The organism is Nocardiopsis sp. FR4, assembly GCF_009830945.1.
In the GTDB taxonomy this organism is placed as follows: domain Bacteria; phylum Actinomycetota; class Actinomycetes; order Streptosporangiales; family Streptosporangiaceae; genus Nocardiopsis.
In genome coordinates this window covers 54,457-80,327 of record NZ_VWVV01000012.1, presented here as the reverse complement: position 1 = coordinate 80,327, position 25,871 = coordinate 54,457, and the positions used below count along the sequence as shown (strand labels likewise).

Sequence of the window (25,871 nt, the reverse complement as noted above, 5' to 3'; positions counted from 1 at the left end):
GAGTCGGTGGTCTGCGCGCCCGGCGCGGGACGGCGGCGGCCCGGGTCGTTATACGACCTATACGCCGCCGCGGTGCAGCTCCGCCTGTCAGGGCACTACCGTCGATTCTACGTGCTGCGCGGACGGACCGGACGGGTCCGCCGGATCGCGACAACCGGGATCGGCGTGTGGGAGGGCCGGTGACAGGGATCGACGTCCTGCTCGACGAGATCAGCCCTTACCAGAGCCGCAGGGTCGTCGTCGAGTGCGACTCCCACACCACGGCCGCCTACCTGCTGGACGCGCGCGGCCGCATCCGCGTCCCGGTGTGGCTGGCCAACCACGAGATCGCCCCACGCACCAGCGACTCCGGGAGCCTCTACGAGGGCCGGGCCCCGCTCATGCCCGAGGCCTACACCAAGCACCCCCAGGGCCGTCCGCGCTTCGACCCCGACCATCTGCGCGCCGTGTGGTTCGAGGAGGGCGACGGGGTGGCCCTCGTGGACGAGGAGGGGCTGCTCGCCGTCATTCCCGGCTGGGCCGAGGCCGACAGCGGACTGCCCGGGTACGCGCGCGAGGCGATCGGCCGCAGCGCCTACGCCTGGGAGCTGGACTCGGTGCGCGACCAGCTGTGGCCGCGCGTGGTGCACGCCGAGGCCTACTGGGACTGGCGCCGCGCCTCGGGCGCCTGGCGCAGCGTGCAGCGCACCGTGCTCAGCCACCTCAACCGGACGGTGGGCGAGCCCGGCCACTACTGGGACGTCTCCGACGGCCACCCGCCGCTGCTGCGGGTCTCGGAGCGCCCGCCCGCCCCCGAGCGCCCGTTCACGGTGCTGTCCACGGTGGGGATGTGCGGCCAGCGGATGCCGACCCTGGACCGGTACATGGCCGACACCTCCCAGTACGCCCGGGTGGAGCTGGCCCTGGCCACGACCCTGCCAGCGCACCACGCCGCCCGCGTCTTCCGGTGGATCGGCGCCTTCCCCTGGCGGGCGGTGACCTGGTTCGGCACCGGCCACACCGTCAAGTGGCTGGACAACCCCGAGGACCGGGCCATGCGCGGCGGCGCGGGCGCCGTCCTGCTCCTGGAGGACCCCTCCGCCCTGGTCACCGACCCCCGGCACCGGCCGCCGGACACCTCCGGGCTCTCCTTCCAGGGCGACCCGGTGCGCTGGCTGTGGATCGTGCCCATCACCCGCCCCGAGCACCTGTTCGCCAAGGAGCACGACAGCGCCACCCTGGTGGAGAAGCTGGCCGCCGAGGGGCGCAGCTGGGTGCTGGGCTGAAAACCGGTTGACTCCCCCGCGCCGGGACCGGGACCGTTCCCGGGGGCGGCCGAACGGGGGGACGGGGTGGCGCACAGCGGCTTCGGCGCGCCACTGGCGTATCCGGCCTTCCGCGGGCTGGCCCTGGGCCGGGCCCTGATGTCCCTCGGCAACGGCATGGCCTCCGTCGCGCTGGCCTTCGCGGTGCTCGACGTGACCGGTTCCCTGACCAGCGTGGGGCTGGTGGTGGGCGCCCGCTCGGTGGCGAACGTGTCGCTGCTGCTCGGCGGGGTGGTCGCCGACCGGCTGCCCCGGGCACTGGTGCTCCAGGGCGGCTGCGGGCTGGCCGCGCTCTCCCAGGGGCTCCTCGGGGCGGCCCTGCTGTCCGGGGCGGCCTCGCTGCCGCTGATGGTCCTGTTGAGCCTGGTCAACGGCGCCGCCGCGGCCGTGAACCTGCCCGCTTCGGCGGCGCTGACCCCGCAGACCGTGCCCCGGCACCTGCTGCGCCAGGCCAACGCCGCCATGGGCGTGGGAGTCCAGGCCGGCATGTTCCTGGGGATGTCGGCGGGCGGCCTGGTGGTGGGCCTGCTGGGCGCGGGCTGGGCGATCACCACGGACGCGGCGCTGTTCGCCTGCGCCGGCGCGGCCTTCCTCACCGTGCGGGTCGCCCGGACGGGTCGGCCCGTGGACACGGGGCGCGCGAACGTGCTGCACGACCTGCGCGAGGGGTGGGGCGAGTTCGTCTCGCGCCCCTGGGTGTGGATCATCGTGGCGCAGTTCATGGTGGTCAACGCGGGCTGGTCGGCGGCCACCGCGGTGCTGGGCCCGGCGATCGCGGACCAGAGCTTCGGCCGCACCGCGTGGGGGCTGCTCATGGCGACCAACAGCGTGGGGCTGCTGGTCGGCGGTGTGCTCGCGGCGCGCTGGCAGCCGCGGCGGGCGCTGGTCTACGGCACCGCCCTGGTCACGGCGCACGCGCTGCCCTTCCTGGCGCTGGCGGGCCCCTCCCCCCTGCCGGTGCTGTTCGCGGCGATGTTCCTCGCGGGCGTGGCCGTGGAGCAGTTCACCGTGGCCTGGGAGGTGTCGGTGCAGGAGAACGTCCCCGAGGAGAGGCTGTCGCGGGTCTACTCCTACGACGCCCTGGGCTCCTTCGTGGCGACGCCCGTCGGGCAGGTCGCGGTCGGTCCGTTCGCCGAGGCGTTCGGCCCGGCGGCGGCGCTGGTCCTGGTGTCGGCCCTGACCGTGCTGGCCACGCTGGCCGCGGTCTCCTCGCGCAGCGTGCGCACCCTGCGCCGCACCTGAGGACCTCCCCTCACCGGCCGTCGACGGCGCTCCCGGGCGCCTCGCACGGCGGCCGAGCCCAGGACGCGCCGATCCGCGTCCTGGGCGGCGTCCGGGGCAGGGCCGGCCCCGTCGTCACGTCCGTCCTAGCTGGCGATGCCCCGGCGGTCGCGGACCTGGGCCAGCACGCGGTGGAAGCGGGCCATGTCCTCGTCGCTGAAGCGCTCCACGAAGCGCAGCAGGGTGACCCCGGGGTCCGGGCCGGTGCTGAACACCTCGTCCATCATCCTGGCGGTGTACTCGGCGTGCGTCTCGCGCGGCCAGTACGTCCAGGCGCGGCCCGCCTTCTCCCGCTCCAGCAGCCCCTTGTGGAAGAGGATGTCGGCCACGGTCATGACGGTCGTGTAGGCCACCTCGCGGTCGTAGACCATGGTCTCGCGGACCCCGCGCACCGACAGCGGCTCGTCGGACCGCCACAGCGCGTCCATGATGGCCGTCTCCAGCTCCCCCAGCCCCTTCATGGGTCTCTCCCACCCGTCATTCGTCCCGGAGTGATGTCGCCGCGATCGTAGACACGGCGGGCCCCTCCGCGTGGGAGAACTCCGCAGAGCGCACAGATACGTCCACGCCCGGTGCCGTCGACCGGCGTTTCACGAGCCGGGAGGCGCGGCGGACGAGAGAAACAGGCGCCCGGGGAAGCGGGGTCCGCGGCCGGGCCCGGACCTCCCCCATCCCCGCTGGGAAACCGGCGGAGGAGGCCCGGCCGTCCTGCCCGGCCGCTCACACCCCCTCCGACGCGGAACCGCCCGGGCGGGTTCCCCCCGGGCGGCCGTGTTACACGCCACACTCGCGGTGTCCGGAGGCGGTCATGATCTTCACATCCAGAAATCCCTATAAACACGAACAAACCAGTCACTCTAAGTACGCAGTGCTTGGTTACCTACACGTAGAGGCAACGAAGATGTGAAAGATTGTTACCTATCTCCTAGTTTCACCAACGCCCGTGTTCCCCGTGGGGAGGCGGCTACAAGTAGCCTTGTACCCGACGAGTGCTGGCCAGGCCAGATGCTTCCCGCGTGCGCGGGACTGCTCCCACGTTCCTTGAGCCCGCCTTGCCAGCAGCCACCCGTCTTCATACACATTCACAAGCGAGCTGCGGAAGTGGGCGATCTCCGCCGTGTCGTCTGAGGCGTCTCAACCCCTGACAGATTTCGGTCCCAACGAGTGGTTGGTCGAGGAGCTTTATCAGAAGTACCTGAACGACCCGAACTCCGTTGACAAGGCCTGGTGGAACTTCTTCGCGGACTACAAGCCCGCGGAGAGCACTGACGCGAAGGGCGGGGGCGGTGCGAAGGCGCGAAGCGACAAGGCCCCCGCACCCTCCGCACCGAAGAAGAAGCCGACTGCCCCCGCCGCCCCGGCGTCGAAGGACAGCGGCAAGAAGGAGGGCGACGACGCCCTCCAGGTCAAGCAGGAGCGCCTGCGCGGGGCACCCGCGCGGACCGCGACGAACATGGAGTCGAGCCTGGAGCTGCCCACCGCCACGAGTGTGCGCGCGGTGCCGGTCAAGCTGCTCTTCGACAACCGGATCGTCATCAACAACCACCTCCGGCGCGGCCGAGGCGGGAAGGTCTCCTTCACCCACCTCATCGGCTACGCGATGGTCAAGGCCCTCAAGGCCATGCCGGAGATGAACTACTCCTACGTGGAGATCGACGGCAAGCCCGGCGTCGCCAAGCCCGAACACGTGAACTTCGGCCTGGCGATCGACCTGCAGAAGCCGGACGGATCGCGCCAGCTCGTGGTCCCCTCCATCAAGAAGTCCGACGAGATGGACTTCAAGGAGTTCTGGAGCGGCTACGAGGACCTGGTCCGCAAGGCCCGCAACAACAAGCTGGGCGTGCCGGACTTCCAGGGCACCACCATCAGCCTCACCAACCCCGGCGGTATCGGCACAGTGCACTCGGTCCCGCGCCTGATGCCGGGCCAGGGCACGATCCTGGGCGTGGGCGCGATGGAGTACCCGGCCGAGTTCCAGGGCGCCTCCTCGGACACACTGGCCGAGCTGGGCATCAGCAAGGTCATGACGCTGACCTCGACCTACGACCACCGCATCATCCAGGGTGCGCAGTCGGGCGAGTTCCTGCGCCGGATCCACCAGCTGCTGCTGGGCGAGGACGGCTTCTACGACGAGATCTTCCACTCCCTGCGCATCCCCTACGAGCCGGTGCGCTGGGTGCAGGACATCCACGTCAACAAGGCCACCCAGCTCGACAAGACCACCCGGGTCCAGGAGCTGATCCACGCCTACCGCGTGCGCGGCCACCTGATGGCCGACACCAACCCGCTCGACCACGAGCAGCGCAAGCACCCGGACCTGGACGTGCTGGAGCACGGCCTGACCCTGTGGGACCTGGACCGCGAGTTCCCGACCGGGGGCTTCGGCGGCAAGCAGGTCATGAAGCTGCGCGAGGTCCTGGGCGTGCTCCGCGACACCTACTGCCGCACGGTGGGTATCGAGTACATGCACATCCAGAGCCCGGAGGAGCGGGAGTGGATCCAGTCGCACGTCGAGCGCGAGCACGAGAAGCTCGACCGCGACGAGCAGCTGCACATCCTGCACCGGCTCAACAGCGCCGAGGCCTTCGAGACCTTCCTGCAGACCAAGTACGTGGGTCAGAAGCGCTTCTCCCTGGAGGGCGGCGAGTCGCTGATCCCGCTGCTGGACGGCGTGATCTCCCGGGCGGCCAAGGCCGAGCTGGACGAGGCCGTCATCGGCATGGCCCACCGCGGCCGCCTGAACGTGCTGGCCAACATCTGCGGCAAGTCCTACGCGCAGATCTTCGGTGAGTTCGAGGGCAACCTCGACCCGCGCAGCGCGCACGGCTCGGGCGACGTCAAGTACCACCTGGGTACCGAGGGCGTCTTCCAGACCCGCGACGGCGACAAGATCAACATCTCGCTGGCGGCCAACCCGTCCCACCTGGAGACGGTCAACCCGGTCGCCGAGGGCATCGTGCGCGCCAAGCAGGACGTGCTGAACAAGGGCCCGCAGGGCTTCACGGTGCTGCCGATCCTGATCCACGGTGACGCCGCCTTCGCCGGTCAGGGCGTGGTCGCCGAGACGCTGAACCTGTCGCAGCTGCGCGGTTACCGCACCGGCGGCACGGTGCACGTCATCGTCAACAACCAGGTGGGCTTCACCACCTCGCCCTCCGACAGCCGCTCCAGCGTCTACGCCACGGACGTGGCCCGGATGGTGCAGGCGCCGATCTTCCACGTCAACGGGGACGACCCCGAGGCCGTGGTCCGGGTCGCGCACCTGGCCTTCGCCTACCGCCAGGCGTTCAACAAGGACGTCGTCATCGACCTGGTGTGCTACCGCCGCCGCGGCCACAACGAGGGCGACAACCCCGCCTTCACCCAGCCGCTGATGTACGACGTCATCGACGCCAAGCGCTCCACGCGCAAGCTGTACACCGAGGCCCTCATCGGCCGCGGCGACATCACCGTGGAGGAGGCCGAGTCGGCGCTGCGCGACTACCAGAACGAGCTGGAGCGCGCCTTCACCGAGACCCGCGAGGTCGAGAAGAAGCCGATCGAGCCGGGCGCCGTGGTCAAGCCCGAGGTGTTCACCGAGAGCCGCCTGGACCACTCCGCGGTCGAGACCGCGATCAGCACCGAGACGGTCAAGCGGGTCGTGGACACCCAGGTGTCCCTGCCCGAGGGCTTCACGCCGCACCCGAGACTGGCGCCCCAGCTGGCCCGCCGCGTGTCGATGGTGGAGTCCGACGCCATCGACTGGGCCACCGGTGAGCTGCTCGCCTTCGGTTCGCTGCTGCTGGACGGCCACCCGGTCCGCCTGATCGGTCAGGACAGCCGCCGCGGCACCTTCGGCCAGCGCCACGCCACGCTGATGGACCGCGAGACCGGCGAGACCTACACGCCGCTGAAGCAGTTCGACGACGGCATCACCCGGTTCCACGTGCACGACTCCCTGCTGAGCGAGTACGCGGCGCTGGGCTTCGAGTACGGCTACTCGCTCACCCGCCCCGACGCGCTGGTGATGTGGGAGGCCCAGTTCGGCGACTTCGTCAACGGCGCCCAGACCGTCATCGACGAGTACATCAGCGCGGGTGAGCAGAAGTGGGGGCAGCGCTCCAGCGTGACCCTGCTGCTGCCGCACGGCTACGAGGGCCAGGGGCCCGACCACTCCTCCGCCCGTATCGAGCGGTTCCTGCAGCTGTGCGCGCAGGAGAACATGACGGTGGCCAACCCCAGCACCCCGGCGAGCTACTTCCACCTGCTGCGCTGGCAGGCCAAGTCGCCGCTCCAGCGTCCGCTGGTGGTGTTCACGCCCAAGTCGCTGCTGCGCCTGAAGGCCGCCGCCTCGGCCGCGGCGGACTTCACCTCGGGCCACTTCCGGCCGCTGATCACCGACGACTCGATCGCGCCGGAGAAGGTGCGCCGGGTGGTGCTGTGCTCGGGCAAGATCTACTACGACCTGGACGCGGCGCGCCGCAAGAGCGGTGACAAGCACACCGCGATCATCCGGGCGGAGCGGCTCTACCCGCTGCCGATCGAGGAGATCCGCGAGCAGCTCAAGGCCTACCCGAACGCGGGCGAGGTCCTGTGGGTCCAGGAGGAGCCCGCGAACATGGGCCCGTGGCCCTTCGTCGCGCTGGTCTTCTCCGAGCAGCTCGACCGTCCGTTCACCCGGATCTCGCGTCCGGCCTCCTCCGCGCCCGCGGCCGGTTCGGCCAAGCGCCACGAGGCCGAGCAGCGGGCCCTGGTGGACACGGTGTTCCCGCCCGCCGACTAGCGAGGAGCGCACCGGGCCCTGCAGGAGGAGTCGGCGCCGCCAGCGAGGAACGAGCCAGGCGCCAGCGACGACGAAGGGCCCGGTACCCCGCGCTCCGAGCCCCGTTCCAGGCCTGCGAGCACGCAAAGGAACAGCGAGGAGCGCACCGGGCCCTGCAGGAGGAGTCGGCGCCGCCAGCGAGGAACGAGCCAGGCGCCAGCGACGACGAAGGGCCCGGTACCCCGCGCTCCGAGCCCCGTTGCGAGCCTGCGAGCACGCAAAGGAACAGCATGTACTACACCGATCGCGGAATCGAGGAGCTGGAGAACCGCCGCGGCGAGGAGGAGGTCAGCTTCGCCTGGCTCGCCGAGCAGCTGAGGGCGTTCACCGATATGCACCCCGAGTTCGAGACTCCGGTCGACCGGCTCGCCACCTGGCTTGCGCGGCTGGACGACGAGGACGAAGAGTAGGTCCACCGCGAGGGGCCCGGGTCAATCGCGGCCCGGGCCCCTCGCGTGTGCCGGTCAGGCCCCGGTCGCGCGGGACCACTCCCGGCTGGAGCGCACGCACAGCAGCAGGGGGAGCCCGGGGAAGACCGCGGCCACGACGAGCTCGAGCAGCATGGCCTCCACCGCGATGAGCAGGCCCTCCTCGGGAAGGATCAGTGCGGTCCCCAGGAGGGACCCGGCCACGAGCGCACCCGCCTCGACGCCCAGGGCGACGCGCGCCCGCATGCGGCCGAAGCGTCCGCCCCGGCCGAGCCGGACCGCCCCTAGGCCGTAGAAGACGGTCCGCAGGCCGTGTATGAGCGGCATGGCCGAGAGTTCGGCGGTGAAGTGCCCCTGGGCCGCGAGCCACTCCTCCAGCCCGGGGTACGGGTACACGTAGCGGATGAGCAGCAGGAACACGTAGTAGAGGGCGGCTATCGCGGAGAAGGTGCCCGACAGGCTGAACAGCACGCGCAGGGCCCGCAGGGCGAGCGGCATACGCGGGGCTCCGGCCGCCTCCGGCGGCTGGAGGAGGATCGGTTCCGGGGGATGCCGCATCCTCGGGTCCTCCGTGCGGGGGAACGGCCCGGTCGGGCCGGACTCATTGAAGCGCACGGCCGAGGCTGCCCCGCCTCGGGGTTTGCCCCGACCGCTCCCTGAAACACCCCGCAAACCCGCGACATATCTTGAGTTCGCCGAAGACGCGACATATCGTGAAACCACGGAGCGAGCGAAAGGGGCCACCACGATGGCGCGTTGGACCATCGACAGGCCGATGACCCAGACACTGGACGGCATTGTCGCGTTGCGGGTCCGGATCATCGGCGGCCACGTCAACATCCTGCCGACCGACGACCCGGTCACCTTCGAGGTCGCCGACATCGTCGGCGAACCCCTCCTGGTCACCCAGGAGGCGGGCATCCTCACCATCCACTACGAGGACCTCACCAGCCAGGGCCTGCTGGAGCGGCTGCGCCCGGTCCAGCTCAGCGGCTACAAGCGCGTGCAGCACCGCAGCGCCACCGTGAACCTGCGGGTGCCCAGGGACTGCCCGGTCGAGGTCACCACGGTCAGCGCCTCGATCGTGGCCGCCGGGCTCAGCGCGCGCAGCCAGCTGCGGACCGCCACGGGCGAGATCACCCTCGACGACACTTCAGGCGAAACCGACATCAACACCGTCTCGGGCAGCACCGCCGTGCGGGGCGCCCAGGGCAGCCTGAGGTTCACCAGCGTCAGCGGCCAGCTGGCCGTGGCGGGCGGCCGGCTCTCGGCGCTGCGCGCCAAGACGGTGTCCGGACAGCTGCTGGCCGACACCGACATCACCCCGGCCGGCCGGGTCCGGCTCAACTCGGTCGCCGGCGAGATCGCGCTGCGGGTGCCCGCCGACACCTCCGCCACCGTCGAGCTGCGCACCGCCAAGGCCCCGGTGGAGTCTGACTTCGGCCTGGAACGCCGCAGCGCGCCGGCCAGGACCATCCTGAGCGGGAAGATCGGCAGCGGCGTCGACCCCGCGTCCATCACCACCAACTCCGCGTCCGGTCGGACCGCGCTGCTGCGGCGCGCGCCCGAGGCTCCGGCCGCGATCCCCGAGGGGGCCTGAATGAGCACCATCTTCGGCCACGGACGACTCCGGCTCTACCTGCTCAAGCTGCTGGACGAGAGCCCGCGGCACGGTTACGAGATCATCAGCCTGCTGCGCGACCGCTTCCTCGGGGTGTACTCGCCCTCCCCCGGGACCATCTACCCCCGGCTGGCGCGGCTGGAGGAGGAGGGGCTGGTCACCCACACCGAGGAGGGCGGGCGCAAGGTCTACCGCCTCACCGACAAGGGCCGGGAGGAGCTGCGCGAGCGCGAGGGCGACCTGGACGACCTGGAGCGCGAGATCACCGACTCGGTGCGTGACATCGCCCGCGCGGTCAAACAGGACGTGCGCGCCACGATCAGCTCGCTGCGCGAGGAGCTGAAGTTCGGCTCCGGCAGCGCGCGCCGTCCCGGTGCCGAGGAGGCGCCGGGCCGGAAGTCCGAGCCCGCGGACGAGGGCGCCCCGGCGGCGGACTCGGAGGAGGCCGGGAGGGGCTCCGAGGAGGAGCGCGCCGCCAAGGGCGGGCACGGCTGCGAGGACGGCCCGCGGTGGGCCCGCGAGTGGGAGCGCTTCGCGCACGGCTTCGGCGCGTTCGGCTCCGTGTGGGGCCGGGGCGAGTCCGAGCGGACCGGACAGGCCACCGAGTTCGAGCGGGCGCTGCACGACTTCGGCGACCGGGTGCGCGACGTGGTCCGCGAGGCGGGCCACGTGGGCGAGGCCGCCGCCACCGACCTGCGGCGCATCCTGGACGACACGGTCGAGGTGATCCGCCGGGACATGCGGCACTGGGGCCCGCCCGCCGGAAGCGAGCGCGCCGAACCCGCCGAGGGCGAGTCCCCGGAGTCCGGGGAGAAGCCCGCCAGCGCGCCGGAGGCGGCCCGGGACCAGGAGGCCGCTCCCGGGGACGGTCCCGCCGAGGAGCCGAAGCCGCGTCCGGGGCCGCCCGCGGGCGGTGACCCCTGGAGCCGGGCGGTCGACGACCCCGGCGACGGCAGGTAGCGACGGGAGAGGCCCCGGAGGGCGCCGCAGGGGCGCGTCCTCCGGGGCCTCGTCGCGGTCCGACCGGCGCGTGCGGGGTACTAGCCGCGCACGACGCCGTCCTCGCGGGCCTGGGCGGCGACCGCGGCGGCCACGGCCGGCACCACCCGCTCGTCGAAGGAGCTGGGGATGATGTAGTCGGCGGACAGGTCGTCGCCGACCAGGTCGGCCAGCGCGGTGGCGGCGGCCAGCTTCATGTTCTCGGTGATGTCCGTGGCGCCCGCGTCGAAGGCGCCCCGGAACACGCCGGGGAAGGCCAGCACGTTGTTGATCTGGTTGGGGAAGTCGCTGCGCCCGGTGGCGACGACGCTCGCGTGCCTGCGGGCGACGTCGGGGTGCACCTCGGGGTTGGGGTTGGCCATGGCGAAGATGATCGCGTTCTCGGCCATGGTGGCGACCACGGGCTCGGGGACCTCGCCCGCGGACAGGCCGATGAACACGTCCGCGCCCTCCAGGGCGCTCTCGATGGAGCCGCTCAGGCCGGCCTTGTTGCTGATCGCGGCCAGCTCGCGCTTGACCGGGGTCAGGCCCTCGCGGCCCTCGTGGATCATGCCCTTGGAGTCGGCCACGGCGATGTCGCCGATCCCGCCGTCCACGAGCATCTTGGTGACGGCCACGCCCGCGGCACCCGCGCCGGAGACCACGGCGCGCAGGTCGCCCAGGGTGCGCCCGGTCAGGCGGGCGGCGTTGTGCAGCGCGGCGACGGTGACGATGGCGGTGCCGTGCTGGTCGTCGTGGAAGACCGGGATGTCCAGGCGTTCGCGCAGCTGGCGCTCGATCTCGAAGCAGCGCGGCGCGGCGATGTCCTCCAGGTTGATGCCGCCGAAGGAGGGTGCCATGCGCACGACGGTCTCGACGATCTCGTCGACCCCGGTGCAGCCCAGCGCGATCGGCACGGAGTCGACGTCGCCGAACTGCTTGAACAGCAGCGACTTGCCCTCCATGACCGGCAGCGAGGCCTCGGGGCCGATGTCGCCCAGGCCCAGCACGGCGGTGCCGTCGGTGACGACGGCGACCAGGTTGTTCTTCCAGGTGTAGGTGCCGACGAGCTCGGGGGACTCGGCGATGGCGTCGCAGACGCGGGCGACGCCGGGGGTGTAGGCGAGGGAGAGCCCCTCGTGGTCGTGGACGTCGACGGAGGAGGTGACGTGGAGCTTGCCGCCGCGGTGCAGCGCGAAGGCGGGATCCTCGTCCAGGTTCTGGGTACGCGAAACGGTGGTCACTGCTGAAACCCCTCAGGTCTTGCGTGTTCCGCTCGGCGTCGGCCATGACGACGGGCGGATCGGCGGTGGGCGCGGGCCGCGCGCGAAGACGTGACGGTGCTAGGGGGACTCCTCCTGGCGCCGGTCGGCCATGACCGGTGGTGTCGCCGGGAGAGTCGGTCTTCGCCGGACTCCTATGCGAGTTGCTGCGCGGTCGCTCTCACGGGGATGACCCGTTACGCAATCCTCTCACAACGGTGACCGCAGGAAAATCGCGGGTCGGCACCATGGGACGGCACCGGCTTATGAACCTTTGAAGCATAATGTCCTGAATGTCGTTTTGGCTCGGCCGGCGAGGTCACGAACCCGCCTCCGACCAGGCACTCCGTGCCCCTGAAGGAGACCCCACGATGGTCCTGCACAAGCACCAGACCGCGCCGTTCGCCCTCGGCGCGCTGTCCCTCGCCGGCGTCCTGGCGCTGTCCGCCTGCGGCGGTGGCGGGAGCACGGAGGAGACCGCGGCCCCGGAGGCTCCCAGCGTCGAGGCCGACGAGGAGCTGGCCGCGCTCGTCCCCGACGACATCGCCGAGGCCGGAAGCGTCAAGGTCGGCGTCGAGGCCTCCTACCCGCCCGGCGAGTTCCTGGACGAGGACGGCGAGACCGTCCTCGGCTTCAACGTGGACCTGCTCAACGCCGCCCTGGCCAAGCTGGGCCTGGAGGGCGAGTGGGAGCCCACCGCGTTCGACTCCATCATCATCGGCGTGGACACCGGCACCTACGACCTCGGCTCCTCCTCCTTCACCGTGACCGAGGAGCGCATGGAGCAGGTCAACATGGTGAGCTACTTTTCCTCGGGCACGCAGTGGTTCACCAAGGCGGGCAACCCCGAGAACGTGGACCCCGACAACGCCTGCGGCCTGCGGGTCGCGGTGCAGGCCGACACCACGCACGACGAGGACATCGAGGCGCGCAGCGCGGCCTGCGAGGAGGCGGGCGAGGAGCCCATCACCATCCAGAAGTTCGAGAACCAGCCGCTGGCCACCGAGACCGTCGTGTCCGGCGTCAACGACGCCTCGCTCGCCGACATGCCCACCGCGGCCTACGCGCTGGAGCAGACCGGCGAGGGCGTCCTGGAGTTCGTCGGCGAGCAGTACGACGCCGCCCCGTACGGCATCCTCACCCACAAGGAGAACGAGGAGCTGGCCGAGGCCGTCGCCGCCGCCTTCAACGCCCTGATGGAGGACGGCACCTACGACGAGATCCTCCAGGAGTGGGGCGTGGACGCCGGCAGCCTGGAGAGCGCCGAGGTGAACCCCTCCCTCTCGGAGTAGTGCCCGCCACCCACCGAGCGAAAGACTGACCCGTTGTCCCCACAGACCGCACCGGCGAGCGGTCCGGAAGCGCCCAAGGCGGCCCCGGACCGCTCGGCCGAACCCGTGACCGCCGTCCCCGTGCGCTACCCCGAACGGTGGATCGCCGCGGGGTTCATCCTCGTCCTCGCCGCCATGTTCGTGCACATGCTGTTCACGAACGACGCGTTCAACTGGCCGTTCATGTACGAGCACATGTTCTCGGAACCGGTCGTGCGCGGCGTGTGGATCACCCTCAGCGCCACCGTGCTGTCGATGATCATCGGCGTCGTGCTGGGCATCGTCCTGGCGGTGATGCGGCTGTCCGGGAACCCCGTGCTGGTGACGGTCTCCTGGCTGTACACCTGGTTCTTCCGCGGCGTGCCCCGCCTGGTGCTGGCGGTGCTCTTCGGCAACCTCGCCATCCTGTACACGACGATCGAGATCGGCCTGCCGTTCGACAACTACTGGATGCCCTGGCTGGGCCTGGACGGCGACGCCCGCTTCTTCGAGATCGACGCCCGCACCATGCTGAGCGGCTACACGGCGGGCCTGCTGGCCCTGTCGCTGTCCGAGGGCGCCTACATGGCCGAGATCATCCGCGCGGGCCTGCAGTCGGTCAACAAGGGCCAGACCGAGGCCGCGCAGGCGCTGGGCATGAGCCGGGGCAAGGTCCTGCGCCGGATCACGCTCCCCCAGGCGATGCGCGTGGTCATCCCGCCCACGGGCAACGAGACCATCGCCATGCTCAAGGACACCGCGCTGCTGGCCTACGTGCCGGTCACCATCGAGCTCTTCTACCAGCTCCAGGCGATCGGCGCCCGCACCTACCAGATCTTCCCGATGCTCGTCGCGGCGTGCCTGTGGTACCTGGCCATCACCAGCGTGCTGATGGTCGGCCAGTACTTCATCGAGCGCAGGTTCAACCCCGGGCAGTACGGCAGCATCCGGGACCGCATCGTCGGAGGGGCGCACAGATGAGCGAGCGGACCGAGGCCACGGGCGTGGTGGAGACCGCCGAGGGCACCGAACTGCCCGCGGACGCGCTGGTCGTGGCCGAGAACGTGCACAAGAGCTTCGGACGCCTGGAGGTCCTCAAGGGGATCGACCTCCAGGTCAGGCGGGGCGAGGTGATGTGCATCATCGGCCCGTCGGGGTCGGGCAAGTCCACCTTCCTGCGCTGTGTCAACCACCTGGAGAAGCTCACCGCGGGCCGCCTGTGGGTCAACGGCGAGCTGATGGGGTACCGGCAGAAGCGCGGGCGGCTCTACGAGCTGCGCGACAACGAGATCGCCCTGCAGCGCAGCGACATCGGCATGGTCTTCCAGCGCTTCAACCTGTTCCCGCACCTGAGCGTGCTGGGCAACGTCATCGAGGCGCCCGTGCAGGTCAAGCGGATGCCGCGGGCCGAGGCCACCGCCAAGGCCATGGAGCTGCTGGAGCGGGTGGGCCTGCCGGACAAGGCGAAGGCCTATCCCGACCAGCTCTCCGGTGGCCAGCAGCAGCGCGTGGCCATCGCCCGGGCGCTGGCCATGGAGCCGTCCCTGATGCTGTTCGACGAGCCCACCAGCGCCCTGGACCCGGAGCTGGTCGGCGAGGTCCTGGACGTCATGCGCGATCTGGCCCGGGGCGGTATGACGATGATGGTCGTCACACACGAGATGGGCTTCGCCCGCGAGGTCGGAGACTCCCTGGTGTTCATGGACGACGGCATGGTGGTGGAGTCGGGCGTGCCCGCCGAGGTGCTCTCCCGCCCGAGCCAGGCACGCACCCAGGCCTTCCTGTCCAAGGTGCTCTGAGCGCTCCCGGGCCGGGACCGGTGCCCCGCACTCCCCCGGAGCGCGGGGCACCGGTCGTCCGGATCCGGTGGCGGCGACCGTCCGGATTTCCGCGGGTGCGGGCCCGCGGGCGTCCCGTACCGGCCGCGGCGGCCGTGAGGAAACGCGGTCCGAACCTCTTGACCGCGCGGCGGCGTACACCCACATTCGTGGGGTAGGAACCCGCCCGTGGGGAGAGAGATGGACGCGCGCACAGAGCACACCCGCCGGCGCTGGGACCGCGTGGCCTCCCACGTGGAGCACAGCGAGCGGTTCCAGAGCCCGGTCATGCGCCGCACCCGCGAGATCCTGTGCGCCGGGGCCCGCGGCGACACCCTGGAGGTGGCGGTGGGTACCGGGGCGAACCTGCCCCACTACCCGCCGCAGATCCGCCTCACCGCCATCGACACCAGCCCGGAGATGCTCGACCGCGCCCGGGAGCGGGCCCGGCGGCTGGGCGTGGTCGCCCGCTTCCTGGAGGGCGACGCGCAGAACCTGGAGTTCCCCGACCAGAGCTTCGACACCGTGCTGTGCACCCTGGCGATGTGCGCCGTGGCCGACCAGCGCCGGGCGCTGTCGGAGATGTACCGGGTGCTGGTCCCCGGCGGAAGACTCCTGATGGTCGACCACATCGAGTACGCCCGCCTGCCCGGACGGCTCGTGGAACGGCTGCGCGAGCACCCGCGGCGCCTTCCCCGGGAGGTGGCCGTCGAGGCCGGCTTCGAGGTCGGCCACCACGACCGGCTCTTCCTCGGCATGGTCGAGCGCGTGGTCGCCCACCGCCCCTGACGCGGGCCCCGTTCCCCGGCCTCGGCGCCGGGACGCCCCCTGCGGCCAGCGCATACCCTGGAGGGGACCGAGCCCCCGTTCCCGCTCCTGAGGTGGTCCGATGATCCGTCCCGCCCTGCCCGACGACGTTCCCGTCATCCACGCGATGATCGGTGAGCTCGCCGAGTACGAGAAGGAGCCGGAGGCGGTCGTGGCCACCGAGCGGGACCTGCGCGAGGCCCTGTTCGGTCCCCAGCCCGCGGTGTTCGCGCACGTCGCCGAGGAGGACGGGAGCGGGGTGGTCGGGTTCGCCCTGTGGTTTCGCAACTACTCCACCTGGACCGGTCGGCACGGCGTCTACCTGGAGGACCTGTTCGTGCGCCCCGAGGCGCGCGGCTCCGGGCACGGGCTGGCGCTGCTGCGGGCCCTGGCGCGGATCTGCGTGGAACGCGGTTACCGGCGGCTGGAGTGGTCGGTGCTCGACTGGAACGAGCCCTCGATCCGGTTCTACGAGGCCCTGGGCTCGCGGCCCATGGACGGCTGGACGGTCCGGCGCCTGGACGGCGACGCGCTCGCCGCGCTGGGCTCGGCCGAGGCCTGAGGCTCCACCGGGACCGGCGTCGGTCCACGCCACGGGAGGGCGGGCGCGCGCCGCGGCGCCGTGGAACGGGTTCCGTTCCGGCGCGGGCCTTCGCGCATCCTCGCTGCCCAGTGGTGAAACGAGATACATTGCTCTCAAGCGGCAACCCCGCCCCGAAGGAGGGACGTGACCGAAGAAACCGCTGTGCCCACGGCCGACGCCATCGGCGTTCGGGACGCTGTCACCGTCAACATGCCCGCGGACAGCGCCTATCTGTCCGTCTTGCGAACGGCGACGGCGGGACTGGCCGCGCGACTCGACTTCACCCTCGACGAGATCGAGGACCTGAGGATCGGTGTCGACGAGGCCTGCGCCATGCTCCTCTCCCAGGCTCTGCCCGGCACGGAACTGACCACCGAGTTCGAACTCACCCCTGAGGGGATGCGCATCTCCGTCTCGGTACTCACCGCCGACGGACGCCTCCCCGCACGCGACACCTTCGCCTGGACCGTGCTGTCCGCCCTCGCAGGGGAGGTCGACGCGGGGGTCGGCCCCGACGACCGCGTCCACATCGTCCTGTACAAGCGCCGCGGCACCCTGGAGTCGGTGTGAGCGAAAGGGGGCCCGCTCTGACAGCGAAGACCGAGCACGCGGTACCCGACCGGGCCCGCGCCAGGGAGTTGTTCGAGCGCCTGAAGGAACTCGACGCCGACTCCGAGGAGCGCCGGCGGATCCGCGACGAACTGGTGGAGCTGCACCTGCCCTTGGTGGAGTACCTCGCCCGCCGCTTCCGCAACCGCGGCGAGTGGCTGGACGACCTCACCCAGGTGGCCACGATCGGACTGATCAAGTCGATCGACCGGTTCGACCTGGAGCGCGGGGTGGAGTTCTCCACGTACGCGACCCCGACGATCGTCGGTGAGATCAAGCGGCACTTCCGCGACAAGGGCTGGGCGGTCCGCGTACCCCGCCGCCTGCAGGAGCTCAAGCTCTCGCTGACCAAGGCGGTGAGCGACCTGTCCCAGCGGGAGGGGCGCTCCCCGACCGTCGCCGAGCTCGCCGCGCACCTGCAGATGTCGGAGGAGGAGGTGCTGGAGGGCCTGGAGTCCGCCAACGCCTACTCCACCGTGTCCCTGGACGCGCCCGACAGCGGGGACGAGGACGCCCCCGCGGTGGCCGACTCCCTGGGCATCGTGGACGAGTCCCTGGAGGGCGTGGAGTACCGGGAGTCGCTCAAGCCGCTCCTGGAACAGCTCCCGCCCCGGGAGAAGCGCATCCTGCTGCTGCGCTTCTTCGGCAACATGACGCAGTCCCAGATCGCCCAGGAGCTGGGGATCTCGCAGATGCACGTGTCCCGTCTGCTGGCCCGAACCCTGGCGCAGCTGCGCCAGGCGCTGACCACGGACGACTGACCCGCCGCCGCGGGCGACCGTGGCGCTACTTCCCCCGTTCCTCGGGGAAGAGCGCCGCGGTCGTCGGCGGCGACAGGACCGCCGCCGAGGCGCACACCGCCACGACCAGGAGCACCGCGCCGTACAGGTACTGCCCGCTGGTGAACATGTAGTAGGCGACCACGGCGAGGAAGATCTGCGTGACGAACACCGGCGTGCGCGCCCAGTCCCGCAGCTGCCAGAGGCCGCGGGCGACGAAGACCAGCAGGGCGCCCACTCCGAGTCCCAGCGCGGTCAGGGACAGGGCGCTGGTCAGCTCGGAGGCCCGTCCGGTGACGGTGTTGAAGAGGCTGTAGAGCCCGCCGACCGCCGCGGCCAGCCCGACCAGGGCCTCCAGCGCGGCGGCGATGACGATGGTGATAGGACGAGAAGGCACCCGACGAGCCTATACGCGCCCCGCGCGGACCGGCTCCGGGCCCGCTCCCTCCGCGCACCCGGCCCCGATGCGGCGGGGCGCACGCCCCGACCGCCGGGCCCGCGCACCGAACACGCCCTACACTGGCCTGGTGCGCGCCCTTTTCATCGTGAATCCGCAGGCGACCACGACCACGTCACGCACGCGTGAGGTGATCCTGGGCGCCCTGGCCTCGGAGCTGGACGTCACCGTCGCCGCGACCGAGTACCGCGACCACGCGGGCGAACTGGCCCGGGCGGCGGCGGACGACGGCTACGACCTGGTGCTGAGCCTCGGCGGCGACGGCACCGTCAACGAGGTGGTCAACGGTCTGCTGAGCACCCCGGACGAGCTCAAGCGCCCCCGGTACGCCGTGATCCCCGGCGGCAGCGCCAACGTCTTCATCCGCTCGCTGGGCGTCCCGGGAGACCCGGTCGAGGCCACCGGCGTGGTGCTGGAGGCCCTGCGCGAGGGCCGCGAGCGCGAGATCAACCTCGGACGGATCACCAGCGACCGGGACGACCGGTACTTCACGTTCTGTGCCGGGTTCGGGTGGGACGCCGACGTGGTCCAGCAGGTGGAGAACGAGCGGGCCAACGGCCGCAGGGCGACCCCGGCGCTGTACGCGGAAGTGGCGGTAAAGCTCTTCTTCCAGGGCGATATCCGGGACCCGTCACTAAGCGTGGTCACACCCGGAAGATCGCTTGTGGGCGCCTATTTCGCGCTGGTCACCAACACCACGCCGTGGACCTACGCGGGTGCGCTGCCGCTTCAGCCGACCCCCTCCTCGCGTTTCGAGCTGGGCCTGGACGCTTTCGCGCTGACCCACTCCTCACCCCCGCTGACGGGGTGGATCCTTTCGCAGATGTTCTTTCCCAAAGGCCTGCCCGCACACGGCGACGGCTACGTGACCTGGCATGACCAGGACCACATGGAGATCACGTCGTCCCACCCCAGGGCGTTCCAAATCGACGGTGAATACCTGGGAGAGCGCGAACAGGTCAACTTCCACTCTGTACCGAAGGCATTACGAATCATCTGTTAATTCCGCGGAAGAGCGTATTCACAGCCACTGTGACGCACCCGACACGCCGATCAGGACCTTTGGCCTCGGGAGCTCTTGCATGGGCCGTTCGATCCTGTCACGCTCAAGTTATCGCCGCGAGTTACGGGCGGGTTAATCAGGGGCTTCCCACGTGGCCGTGGGATGACGTCTGAGGGACCTCGGCCCGGCGGAGGACACCCGGTGGGAGACCTCCCCGCCGGGCGGCCTTCGCAACGTAACCGCGCGCGCCTGATCGTGAAAAGCTTCACAAGCCCCCGATCGCCTCACTGTGAGGAGTGGACCGCATGGACTGGCGCCACGACGCTGCCTGCCGTGACGAAGACCCCGAACTCTTCTTCCCCATCGGCAATTTCGGCCCCGCACTGATCCAGATCGAGGAGGCCAAGGCCGTCTGCGGTCGGTGTCCCGTCAGCTCCGCCTGCCTGCAGTGGGCCCTGGAGAGCGGCCAGGACGGCGGCGTCTGGGGCGGCACCAGCGAGGACGAGCGCCGCATGATCAAGAAGCGCCGCGGCAGCGCCTACCGCACCATGGTGCGCAGCTGACGGCCGGATCGCGGCACCGCCCCTGACGGGCCCCGCCCCGGCGCCCGGGCCCGTACGCGGCCGTCCCCGGCCCTCGGCCGGAGCGGCCCTCAGGGCAGCGCCCCCTCCTCGTGCTCCAGCGGCAGGGTGATCGCCACCTCGGTTCCGCCGCTCTCCTTGGGCTTGATCGCCAGGGTCCCCCCCAACTCCCCCACGATGAGGGTCCGCACGATCTGCAGGCCCAGGCTCGTGGTGCCCTCCAGGTCGAAGTCCTCCGGCAGCCCCCCGCCGTCGTCGGACACGGCCAGCTCCAGACTGCCCGAGCCCGGGTACCCGGGTCCGGCGTCGAACCGGCGTACCCGCACCTCGATCTGGCCCGGCCCCTGCCCCAGCCCGTGTTCCACGGCGTTCTGCACCAGTTCGGCCAGGACCATCGACAGCGGCGTGGCCACCAGCGCGTTGAGCAGGCCGAAACCGCCGACCCGGCGCGGCAGCACCGCGGTGCCGGTGGAGGACACCTCGGCGGCCATCTGCATCACCCGGTCGGCGATGTCGTCGAAGTCGACCACCTCGTCGGGCGTGTGCGAGAGCATCTCGTGCACGATCGCGATGGAGCCCACCCGCCCGACGGCCTCGTCCAGCGCCGCCCGCGCCTCGGGCACGTCCAGGCGCCGGGCCTGCAGGCGCAGCAGCGCCGCGACCGTCTGCAGGTTGTTCTTCACCCGGTGGTGGATCTCCCGGATGGTGGCGTCCTTGGTCAGGAGCTCGCGCTCACGGCGGCGCAGCTCGGTGACGTCGCGTACCATCACCAGCGCGCCGATGCGCGTCCCGTCGATGACCAGGGGTATGGCCCGCAGCTGCACGGTCACCCCGCGCGCCTCCACCTCCGCCTCCTGGGGCGCCCGGCCGCTGGCGGTGTAGTTGAGCGCCTCGTCTCGCGCCTCCCCCGGGGCGGCCAGCTCCAGCGTGGTGCGGTCCAGCCGGGCGCCCACCAGGTCGGCGGTCAGGCCGAGCCTGCGGTAGGCCGACAGGGCGTTGGGGCTGGCGTAGACCACCTCACCGTTCTGGTCCAGGCGCAGTAACCCGTCCCCCACCCGCGGCGAGCGCACCATCAGCGGTTCCTGGTCGCTGAACGGGAAGGCTCCCTCGGCGATCATCTGCGCGAGGTCCCCCGCGCTCTGGAGGTAGGTCAGCTCCAGGCGGCTCGGGGTGCGGGCGGAGCTGAGGTTGGTGCTGCGCTGGATGACCCCGATGAGGCGGTCCTGGCGGCGCACCGGGATGGTCTCCTCGCGCACCGGAACGCCACCCGACCAGTCCGGGTCGCCGTCGCGGCAGATGCGCCCCTCGGCCCAGGCGCGGTCGATCAGCGCCCGTCGTCCGACCACGCGCGGCACCGATCGGGACGTGACGTCGGTCATGTCGTCCCGCAGGACGGTCTCCACCAGGTCGTCCTGGAAGGCCGTGGGTCCGGTGGTGGGACGCATCTGGGCGACCGCCACCCAGCCGTCGTCCTCGCGCAGGCGCACCCACAGCACGAGATCGGCGAAGGACAGGTCGGCCAGGAGCTGCCAGTCCGAGACCAGCGAGTGGATCCATTCGAGATCGGCTGGCTTGAGTGACGTGTGACGTCTGATGAGATCACTGAGGTGAGGCACTCACAAATCATCCCATGAAGGCGTGCATACTCAAGGGATACGCACTCGACCAGTGGTCCACACCAATCGGGGGTCCGCGGACCCGCCGTGCCGACCACACCGGAGGGGCGTGTGGCAAGCGCGCGTTTGGGCGAAGGAGACCGATGACTGGTCAGCGCACACTGGACGGCAACCCCCGGGTGCCGAAGTACTACCAAGTGAAGAAGCAGCTCCTGGAGCTGATCGAGGCGATGCCCGCGGGCAACCCGGTCCCCCCGGAACGGGCTCTGGCGACGCAGTTCGGGACCTCGCGGACCACGGTGCGCCAGGCACTGACCGAGATGGTGGTCGAGGGCCGCCTGCTCCGCATCCAGGGCAAGGGCACCTTCGTGGCCAAGCCCAAGGTCGCGCAGGTCCTGCAGCTGACCAGCTACACGCAGGAGATGCGCGCGCACGGGCTGCACCCCGCCACCCGCATCCTGGACGTGAGCTACATCAACGCCGACGACCAGCTCGCCGAGCTCCTGGCGATCCGGTCGGGCGGGCGCGTCCTGCGCATCGAGCGGCTGCGGCTGGCCAACGGCGAGCCGATGGCCGTGGAGACCGCCCACCTGGCCGCGCGGCGCTTTCCGGGCCTGCGGCGCCAGCTGGACCGCTACGCCTCGCTCTACGAGGCCCTGGCGAGCGCCTACGAGGTCTCCCTGGCCGAGGCGGAGGCCTCGATCGAGACGGTCCTGGCCACCCCCAACGAGGCGCGCCTGCTGGGCGTGGACGTGGGCCTGCCCCTGGTGCTGCACTGCCAGCACAGCTTCGACGGGGACGGACACCCGGTGGAGTGGGTGCGCTCGCTGTACCGGGGCGACCGCTACAAGTTCGTCACACGGCTGCGTCCCCCCGCGGACTGAGGGGTCCGGGCCGTGCCGGGCGAGGATACGGAGTCGACCCGGGGTGGCCGAGGCCCCGGGCGGTCCGCCTCCCCGCCGCCGCTACTCGACGACGGCCAGGAGGTCGCCCTCCTGGACGACGTCGCCCTTGGCGACGGCCAGACGGGACACGGTGCCGGCCTCCTCGGCCAGGACCGGGATCTCCATCTTCATGGACTCCAGCAGCAGCAGGGTGTCCCCCGCCTCGACCCGGTCGCCCTCGGCGACCTGGATCTCGAAGATACTGGCGACCATCTCGGCGTGGATCTGCGCCATCGGGTGTGCCCCTTCCAACCGAATACCTGCCCGGTTCGTCCGCTAATGGGGATTTTCCGGGGCTGACGAGCCGATCCTAAGCCAGTACTTGCAAGTAACCGCACCGGTTCACCGGCGCGCTCGGACACGTTGCTCCGGTGTTCAGAGCCGGGAGAGCACGGTGGCCAACGCGTCCACCACCCGGGGGTCGTACTCGCTGTCGGTGTCCATGCGCAGGCGCCCCAGGACGGCGGCGCGGCGCTCCTCGTCGCCGTTCTCGCCGACCAGGTCGTCGAAGGCGTTGGCCACCTTGATGATCCGGCTGCCCAGCGGCGGCACTCCCTCGTCACCGTCCCCGGCGAGCGGCTCGCACTGGCGGCGGACCATCTCGGCCACGTTGTCCAGCACCCCGGTCTCGCGGATGATGGCCGAGCCGAGCTCGGCGATACGCCGCTGCTCCCTCGGCGAGGCGAGCACGGTGGCCCCGCCCGCGATGGGCTCGCGCAGGGACAGCTGGCCGATGTCGTGCATCAGCGCCGCGTACTCCAGCTCCAGCAGCTCGGCCTCGGCCAGGCCCAGCTCGCAGGCGATGCCGTGCGCCAGGTGGCTGACCCGGCGGGAGTGCCCGTTCTCCACGTACCCCCCGACCTCGGTCACCCGGGAGAGCGCGCGCACCGTCTCCAGGTAGGTCCGCCGCACCTCCGCGTGGCGGCGGAAGGCCACCTGCGAGACCAGCAGCGGGGCGGTGAACACCAGCAGTCCGGCCAGGCCGGTCACCGTGCAGGCCAGGGCGATGAGCACACCGCTGGAGCCGATCGCCGCCCCCGTGGCGAACTGGGCGCGCAGCTCGTCGCGGACCGCCACGCCCAGGCGGGTGCGCAGGCGCTCGGCCCGCAGCACGGCCGCCACCAGCGCGTCCAGGGCCCAGGTGACCAGGACCAGGGCGGCCATCAGCAGGGTCGCCGTCACCGAGGGGCCCACCAGGTCCCACTGTTCGGCCATGGGCCGGAAGGCGACGGCGAGCAGCGCCGCCACGAGCACCCGGCGGGCCACGTCCTCCACCCGGGGACTGCGCCCCACCGCGATGTGCGGCAGCTCGCCCAGGGCCACGCCCAGGGCCACCACCGCCACCACCTGCCAGGCGGAGTGGTGCAGCGGTCCGGAGCCCAGCGTCAGCAGGAACGCGTAGCTGATCGCCCCGGCCGAGGCGATCGGCGCCGCCTCGCGGTGTCCGGGCAGGGTGATCCGGGCCAGCTCACCGGCCGCGATGACCAGGCAGAACGACAGGGCGACGTAGGGCTCGACGAAGCCGGTGGCCGCGGTCCACACCAGCGCGGCCAGGGCCACGGCCCCCACCGAGGAGACCAGCACCGCGCGTACCGGACGGGAGGTGCGCCAGAGGGGCCCGCGCGGGCGCTGGTGGCTCAGGGCGCCGCCCTCGGGTCCGCTGAGCGCCGGGCCGACGGCCCGGGAACCGTCCGACTGTCTCTGTGTCATCATCGGTCACGCCCACCCGGAACTGCCTCGGCCGAGGCGGCGGGCTCCTGCTCCGCGTGCCCGTCGGCCGCGGGGAGCTCGGCCTCCCCGGCGCCCTCCGCGGACGCGGCGGCCCTGGCCGCGGACTCCTCGGCGGCCTCGGAGCCGTAGCAGCCGCCCGGCGGCTCGACGATGTCGGGGGTCTCCCAGCCCTCGCGCTCCACGGCCCGCACCAGCGCCTCGACCATCCTGGGGTCGAACTGGGTCCCGGCGCAGGCCCGGAGTTCGGCGATGGCGTCCTCCACCGACCACGCCTGGCGGTAGGAGCGGGTGGAGGTCAGGCAGTCGAAGACGTCGGCGACGCTGATCACCCGTGCGGACTCGGGGATCTCCATCCCCACCAGCCCCATGGGGTAGCCGCGCCCGTCGAGCCGTTCGTGATGGTGCCGGATCCCGGCCAGGGCCTCGTCCAGGAAGCTGATCTCGCGCACGATCTCGTAGCCGCGCGTGGGGTGGAGCTTGATGGCCGCGTACTCTTCGTCGGTGAGTCTTCCGGTCTTCTGCAACACCTTCGTGGGCACTCCGAGCTTGCCGATGTCGTGCAGCATCCCGGCGTACCGGATCTTCTGTACCCGTTCGGCGGGCATACCCAGTTCGCGGGCGATCATGGCGGCGGCCTCCGCGACGCGCATGCAGTGGCCCCGCGTGTAGTAGTCCTTGGTCTCCACCGCCTGGCACAGGGTGGCCAGGGTGGCCTCGTGCGCTCGGGTCTCGTTCAGCTGCTGGGCGAAGGTCCAGCGCGCGATGAACAGCGGCAGCAGCACGAGCAGGGGGGCGACGAGGCCGACCCCGCCCCAGACCGCCGCGATGGCCAGACCGAGCATCTGGTAGCCCATGGAGGACAGCTCGACCGCCACCAGGGGTCGCCAGTGGAACCTGCTCCGGGGCCCGTCGGACCGCACGGCGCCCAGCGTCCACATCAGGACGGCGATGAGCACCGAGTTGACCAGGGAGTGGGTCAGGACCGCGGCCACGTAGGGGAAGACGATGGCCGGGAAGTCCTCCCGGGCCGGCTCGCCCACCGTGCCGCCGAGCAAGAGGTAGACGTGTCCGGCCGCGTAGGCGGCCAGGGCGAACTGCGCGCCGTTGAAGACCCGCTTGACCAGGTTCTGCCTGCGGATGGACAGGCAGGAGGCGAAACCGACCACCGCCGCTCCGACGGGCCCCACCAGGACGACCGCGGCGAGGGAGACCGCCGAGCTCGGTGAGATGCCCGCCTTGACGCCGGTGAGCACGGCGGTGCTGATCGACTCGGCGACCACGAACAGAATCGCGATCAGGGCCAGCGTGCGCAGATCCAGTCCCGCGTAGGGACCGATGAGCATGACGGTGACAGCACTGACCACGATGATTCCGACGTAGACACGCGCGCCCCCAGGAAGAGCCCGCACCCCCGTTCACCCCCCGCCGACAACGACCGGACTGTCATGATTTCACCGGTTCTGTTCTACCACCAGGACCATCCCGTGAAGGCGGATACCACCCAAACAGTTGCCATAGCGACGTAGAGCATACTAACGAACATCGTTGTCCCCTCTCCCCAACGCAGACGCACCGCTATTTCCCCGGGCACGCCGCGTAAATTACCCCATTCGTTGGATATGGCGTCCAGTTTAACGGGCCACGGCGGCAACCCGATTGCCCACAACCCGAACTACCCTCGACACGGACACCCGAAGCAGCGCCAAGTTCCGGACTATGGAATTACGAATTCAATTAGTGGATCTATTTTATTACTCTACGTGAGGACACCGCGCCGGGGGCCGGACGCCGGACCTCCCTGGGCATGCCCCCACCCCACTCTCCACCGGCCGTGACCACCAGGTATGACTACAGATAGTAACTGCATGGAACACGTCCTGGAAGCCGCAGGAAAAATCATTCCGAGTCGATTACAGCCAACAGGGACCCGGGCGCGCCCGGGCGTGTCGAAGAGCTCTC

Annotated in this window: 24 protein-coding genes; 16 read left to right on the top strand and 8 right to left on the bottom strand. The window is 71.0% G+C overall.

Features of this window, described 5'->3' with window-relative positions; all coding sequences use genetic code 11:
• Nucleotides 1-179: 179 nt before the first annotated feature.
• Both FYW95_RS13515 and FYW95_RS13510 read left to right on the top strand, forming a co-directional pair.
• Complete coding sequence (locus FYW95_RS13515; RefSeq protein ID WP_160050380.1) at nucleotides 180-1,265, top strand: suppressor of fused domain protein; 1,086 nt, start codon at nucleotides 180-182, stop codon at nucleotides 1,263-1,265.
• A gap of 138 nt (nucleotides 1,266-1,403) precedes the next feature.
• Complete coding sequence (locus FYW95_RS13510) at nucleotides 1,404-2,546, top strand: MFS transporter (protein WP_236572185.1); 1,143 nt, start codon at nucleotides 1,404-1,406, stop codon at nucleotides 2,544-2,546.
• Between the two features lie 125 nt (nucleotides 2,547-2,671).
• Here the strand turns inward: FYW95_RS13510 and FYW95_RS13505 are convergent, their stop codons facing one another.
• Complete coding sequence (locus tag FYW95_RS13505) at nucleotides 2,672-3,046, bottom strand: BlaI/MecI/CopY family transcriptional regulator (RefSeq protein WP_159940710.1); 375 nt, start codon at nucleotides 3,044-3,046, stop codon at nucleotides 2,672-2,674.
• A 656-nt stretch (nucleotides 3,047-3,702) separates the two neighbouring features.
• Here FYW95_RS13505 and FYW95_RS13500 point away from each other — a divergent pair.
• Together FYW95_RS13500 and FYW95_RS13495 are read left to right on the top strand one after the other, a co-directional pair.
• Nucleotides 3,703-7,347, top strand: coding sequence for a multifunctional oxoglutarate decarboxylase/oxoglutarate dehydrogenase thiamine pyrophosphate-binding subunit/dihydrolipoyllysine-residue succinyltransferase subunit (locus FYW95_RS13500; RefSeq protein WP_159940708.1), 3,645 nt, complete (start codon nucleotides 3,703-3,705; stop codon nucleotides 7,345-7,347).
• 269 nt (nucleotides 7,348-7,616) lie between these two features.
• Entirely contained in the window at nucleotides 7,617-7,796 is a 180-nt protein-coding gene (locus tag FYW95_RS13495) for a DUF6104 family protein (protein ID WP_159940706.1), read from the top strand.
• A 54-nt stretch (nucleotides 7,797-7,850) separates the two neighbouring features.
• Here the strand turns inward: FYW95_RS13495 and FYW95_RS13490 are convergent, their stop codons facing one another.
• Complete coding sequence (locus FYW95_RS13490; RefSeq protein WP_236567610.1) at nucleotides 7,851-8,372, bottom strand: hypothetical protein; 522 nt, start codon at nucleotides 8,370-8,372, stop codon at nucleotides 7,851-7,853.
• 190 nt (nucleotides 8,373-8,562) lie between these two features.
• Here FYW95_RS13490 and FYW95_RS13485 point away from each other — a divergent pair, with 190 nt between their 5' ends.
• Nucleotides 8,563-9,414 carry a DUF4097 family beta strand repeat-containing protein gene (locus FYW95_RS13485; protein WP_159940704.1) on the top strand — a complete coding sequence of 284 codons (852 nt, stop codon included), beginning with the start codon at nucleotides 8,563-8,565 and terminating at the stop codon, nucleotides 9,412-9,414.
• Nucleotides 9,415-10,395, top strand: coding sequence for a PadR family transcriptional regulator (locus FYW95_RS13480; RefSeq protein ID WP_160050378.1), 981 nt, complete (start codon nucleotides 9,415-9,417; stop codon nucleotides 10,393-10,395).
• A gap of 80 nt (nucleotides 10,396-10,475) precedes the next feature.
• Here FYW95_RS13480 and FYW95_RS13475 read toward each other — a convergent pair whose 3' ends face one another.
• The gene (locus FYW95_RS13475) at nucleotides 10,476-11,657 is read right to left on the bottom strand and encodes an NAD(P)-dependent malic enzyme (RefSeq protein WP_159940700.1); all 1,182 of its coding nucleotides are present in this window, start codon (nucleotides 11,655-11,657) and stop codon (nucleotides 10,476-10,478) included.
• A 389-nt stretch (nucleotides 11,658-12,046) separates the two neighbouring features.
• On the opposite strand from FYW95_RS13475, the gene FYW95_RS13470 reads away from it, so the two are divergent.
• The 7 genes from FYW95_RS13470 to FYW95_RS13440 all read left to right on the top strand — a co-directional run bounded on the left by FYW95_RS13470 (nucleotide 12,047) and on the right by FYW95_RS13440 (nucleotide 17,562).
• Nucleotides 12,047-12,967 carry an ABC transporter substrate-binding protein gene (locus tag FYW95_RS13470; protein ID WP_159940698.1) on the top strand — a complete coding sequence of 307 codons (921 nt, stop codon included), beginning with the start codon at nucleotides 12,047-12,049 and terminating at the stop codon, nucleotides 12,965-12,967.
• Between the two features lie 33 nt (nucleotides 12,968-13,000).
• Nucleotides 13,001-13,966, top strand: a complete 966-nt coding sequence (locus tag FYW95_RS13465) for an amino acid ABC transporter permease (protein ID WP_159940696.1) — start codon at nucleotides 13,001-13,003, stop codon at nucleotides 13,964-13,966.
• Nucleotides 13,963-14,784: an amino acid ABC transporter ATP-binding protein gene (locus tag FYW95_RS13460; RefSeq protein WP_159940694.1), complete on the top strand. Its 822-nt coding sequence runs from the start codon at nucleotides 13,963-13,965 to the stop codon at nucleotides 14,782-14,784. The genes FYW95_RS13465 and FYW95_RS13460 overlap by 4 nt, the downstream gene beginning before the upstream one ends.
• Before the next feature lie 219 nt (nucleotides 14,785-15,003).
• Nucleotides 15,004-15,591: a class I SAM-dependent methyltransferase gene (locus tag FYW95_RS13455; protein WP_159940692.1), complete on the top strand. Its 588-nt coding sequence runs from the start codon at nucleotides 15,004-15,006 to the stop codon at nucleotides 15,589-15,591.
• Between the two features lie 100 nt (nucleotides 15,592-15,691).
• The gene (locus tag FYW95_RS13450; RefSeq protein ID WP_160050377.1) at nucleotides 15,692-16,171 is read left to right on the top strand and encodes a GNAT family N-acetyltransferase; all 480 of its coding nucleotides are present in this window, start codon (nucleotides 15,692-15,694) and stop codon (nucleotides 16,169-16,171) included.
• 165 nt (nucleotides 16,172-16,336) lie between these two features.
• On the top strand, nucleotides 16,337-16,762 hold the full coding sequence (locus FYW95_RS13445) for an ATP-binding protein (protein WP_159940688.1): 426 nt from the start codon (nucleotides 16,337-16,339) through the stop codon (nucleotides 16,760-16,762).
• Nucleotides 16,763-16,830: 68 nt separating this feature from the next.
• On the top strand, nucleotides 16,831-17,562 hold the full coding sequence (locus FYW95_RS13440) for an RNA polymerase sigma factor SigF (RefSeq protein ID WP_159940911.1): 732 nt from the start codon (nucleotides 16,831-16,833) through the stop codon (nucleotides 17,560-17,562).
• A gap of 25 nt (nucleotides 17,563-17,587) precedes the next feature.
• Here FYW95_RS13440 and FYW95_RS13435 read toward each other — a convergent pair whose 3' ends face one another.
• Nucleotides 17,588-17,977 carry a hypothetical protein gene (locus FYW95_RS13435; RefSeq protein WP_159940686.1) on the bottom strand — a complete coding sequence of 130 codons (390 nt, stop codon included), beginning with the start codon at nucleotides 17,975-17,977 and terminating at the stop codon, nucleotides 17,588-17,590.
• A gap of 130 nt (nucleotides 17,978-18,107) precedes the next feature.
• Between FYW95_RS13435 and FYW95_RS13430 the strand changes: the two genes are divergently transcribed.
• Complete coding sequence (locus FYW95_RS13430) at nucleotides 18,108-19,040, top strand: diacylglycerol/lipid kinase family protein (protein WP_159940684.1); 933 nt, start codon at nucleotides 18,108-18,110, stop codon at nucleotides 19,038-19,040.
• A gap of 305 nt (nucleotides 19,041-19,345) precedes the next feature.
• Nucleotides 19,346-19,603, top strand: a complete 258-nt coding sequence (locus FYW95_RS13425; protein WP_159940682.1) for a WhiB family transcriptional regulator — start codon at nucleotides 19,346-19,348, stop codon at nucleotides 19,601-19,603.
• An 89-nt stretch (nucleotides 19,604-19,692) separates the two neighbouring features.
• Here the strand turns inward: FYW95_RS13425 and FYW95_RS13420 are convergent, their stop codons facing one another.
• Nucleotides 19,693-21,237 carry a sensor histidine kinase gene (locus FYW95_RS13420; protein WP_159940680.1) on the bottom strand — a complete coding sequence of 515 codons (1,545 nt, stop codon included), beginning with the start codon at nucleotides 21,235-21,237 and terminating at the stop codon, nucleotides 19,693-19,695.
• Between the two features lie 143 nt (nucleotides 21,238-21,380).
• Between FYW95_RS13420 and FYW95_RS13415 the strand changes: the two genes are divergently transcribed.
• A complete protein-coding gene (locus FYW95_RS13415; RefSeq protein ID WP_159940678.1) occupies nucleotides 21,381-22,121 on the top strand; it encodes a GntR family transcriptional regulator in 741 nt (246 codons plus the stop codon).
• 81 nt (nucleotides 22,122-22,202) lie between these two features.
• Here the strand turns inward: FYW95_RS13415 and FYW95_RS13410 are convergent, their stop codons facing one another.
• The 3 genes from FYW95_RS13410 to FYW95_RS13400 form a co-directional block, all read right to left on the bottom strand.
• Nucleotides 22,203-22,415: a biotin/lipoyl-binding carrier protein gene (locus FYW95_RS13410; protein ID WP_159940676.1), complete on the bottom strand. Its 213-nt coding sequence runs from the start codon at nucleotides 22,413-22,415 to the stop codon at nucleotides 22,203-22,205.
• 141 nt (nucleotides 22,416-22,556) lie between these two features.
• Nucleotides 22,557-23,891: an HD-GYP domain-containing protein gene (locus tag FYW95_RS13405; protein WP_159940909.1), complete on the bottom strand. Its 1,335-nt coding sequence runs from the start codon at nucleotides 23,889-23,891 to the stop codon at nucleotides 22,557-22,559.
• On the bottom strand, nucleotides 23,891-25,255 hold the full coding sequence (locus tag FYW95_RS13400; RefSeq protein WP_159940907.1) for an HD-GYP domain-containing protein: 1,365 nt from the start codon (nucleotides 25,253-25,255) through the stop codon (nucleotides 23,891-23,893). The genes FYW95_RS13405 and FYW95_RS13400 overlap by 1 nt, the downstream gene beginning before the upstream one ends.
• Nucleotides 25,256-25,871 lie beyond the last annotated feature (616 nt).

Coding starts and splice junctions, on each gene's coding strand:
- FYW95_RS13460 (WP_159940694.1), top strand. CDS start 13,963: ATGAGCGAGCGGACCGAGGCCACGGGCGTGGTGGAGACCGCCGAGGGC.
- FYW95_RS13480 (WP_160050378.1), top strand. CDS start 9,415: ATGAGCACCATCTTCGGCCACGGACGACTCCGGCTCTACCTGCTCAAG.
- FYW95_RS13415 (WP_159940678.1), top strand. CDS start 21,381: ATGACTGGTCAGCGCACACTGGACGGCAACCCCCGGGTGCCGAAGTAC.
- FYW95_RS13450 (WP_160050377.1), top strand. CDS start 15,692: ATGATCCGTCCCGCCCTGCCCGACGACGTTCCCGTCATCCACGCGATG.
- FYW95_RS13425 (WP_159940682.1), top strand. CDS start 19,346: ATGGACTGGCGCCACGACGCTGCCTGCCGTGACGAAGACCCCGAACTC.
- FYW95_RS13455 (WP_159940692.1), top strand. CDS start 15,004: ATGGACGCGCGCACAGAGCACACCCGCCGGCGCTGGGACCGCGTGGCC.
- FYW95_RS13470 (WP_159940698.1), top strand. CDS start 12,047: ATGGTCCTGCACAAGCACCAGACCGCGCCGTTCGCCCTCGGCGCGCTG.
- FYW95_RS13400 (WP_159940907.1), bottom strand. CDS start 25,255: ATGCTCATCGGTCCCTACGCGGGACTGGATCTGCGCACGCTGGCCCTG.
- FYW95_RS13495 (WP_159940706.1), top strand. CDS start 7,617: ATGTACTACACCGATCGCGGAATCGAGGAGCTGGAGAACCGCCGCGGC.
- FYW95_RS13485 (WP_159940704.1), top strand. CDS start 8,563: ATGGCGCGTTGGACCATCGACAGGCCGATGACCCAGACACTGGACGGC.
- FYW95_RS13405 (WP_159940909.1), bottom strand. CDS start 23,891: ATGACACAGAGACAGTCGGACGGTTCCCGGGCCGTCGGCCCGGCGCTC.
- FYW95_RS13510 (WP_236572185.1), top strand. CDS start 1,404: ATGTCCCTCGGCAACGGCATGGCCTCCGTCGCGCTGGCCTTCGCGGTG.
- FYW95_RS13490 (WP_236567610.1), bottom strand. CDS start 8,372: ATGCGGCATCCCCCGGAACCGATCCTCCTCCAGCCGCCGGAGGCGGCC.
- FYW95_RS13410 (WP_159940676.1), bottom strand. CDS start 22,415: ATGGCGCAGATCCACGCCGAGATGGTCGCCAGTATCTTCGAGATCCAG.
- FYW95_RS13505 (WP_159940710.1), bottom strand. CDS start 3,046: ATGAAGGGGCTGGGGGAGCTGGAGACGGCCATCATGGACGCGCTGTGG.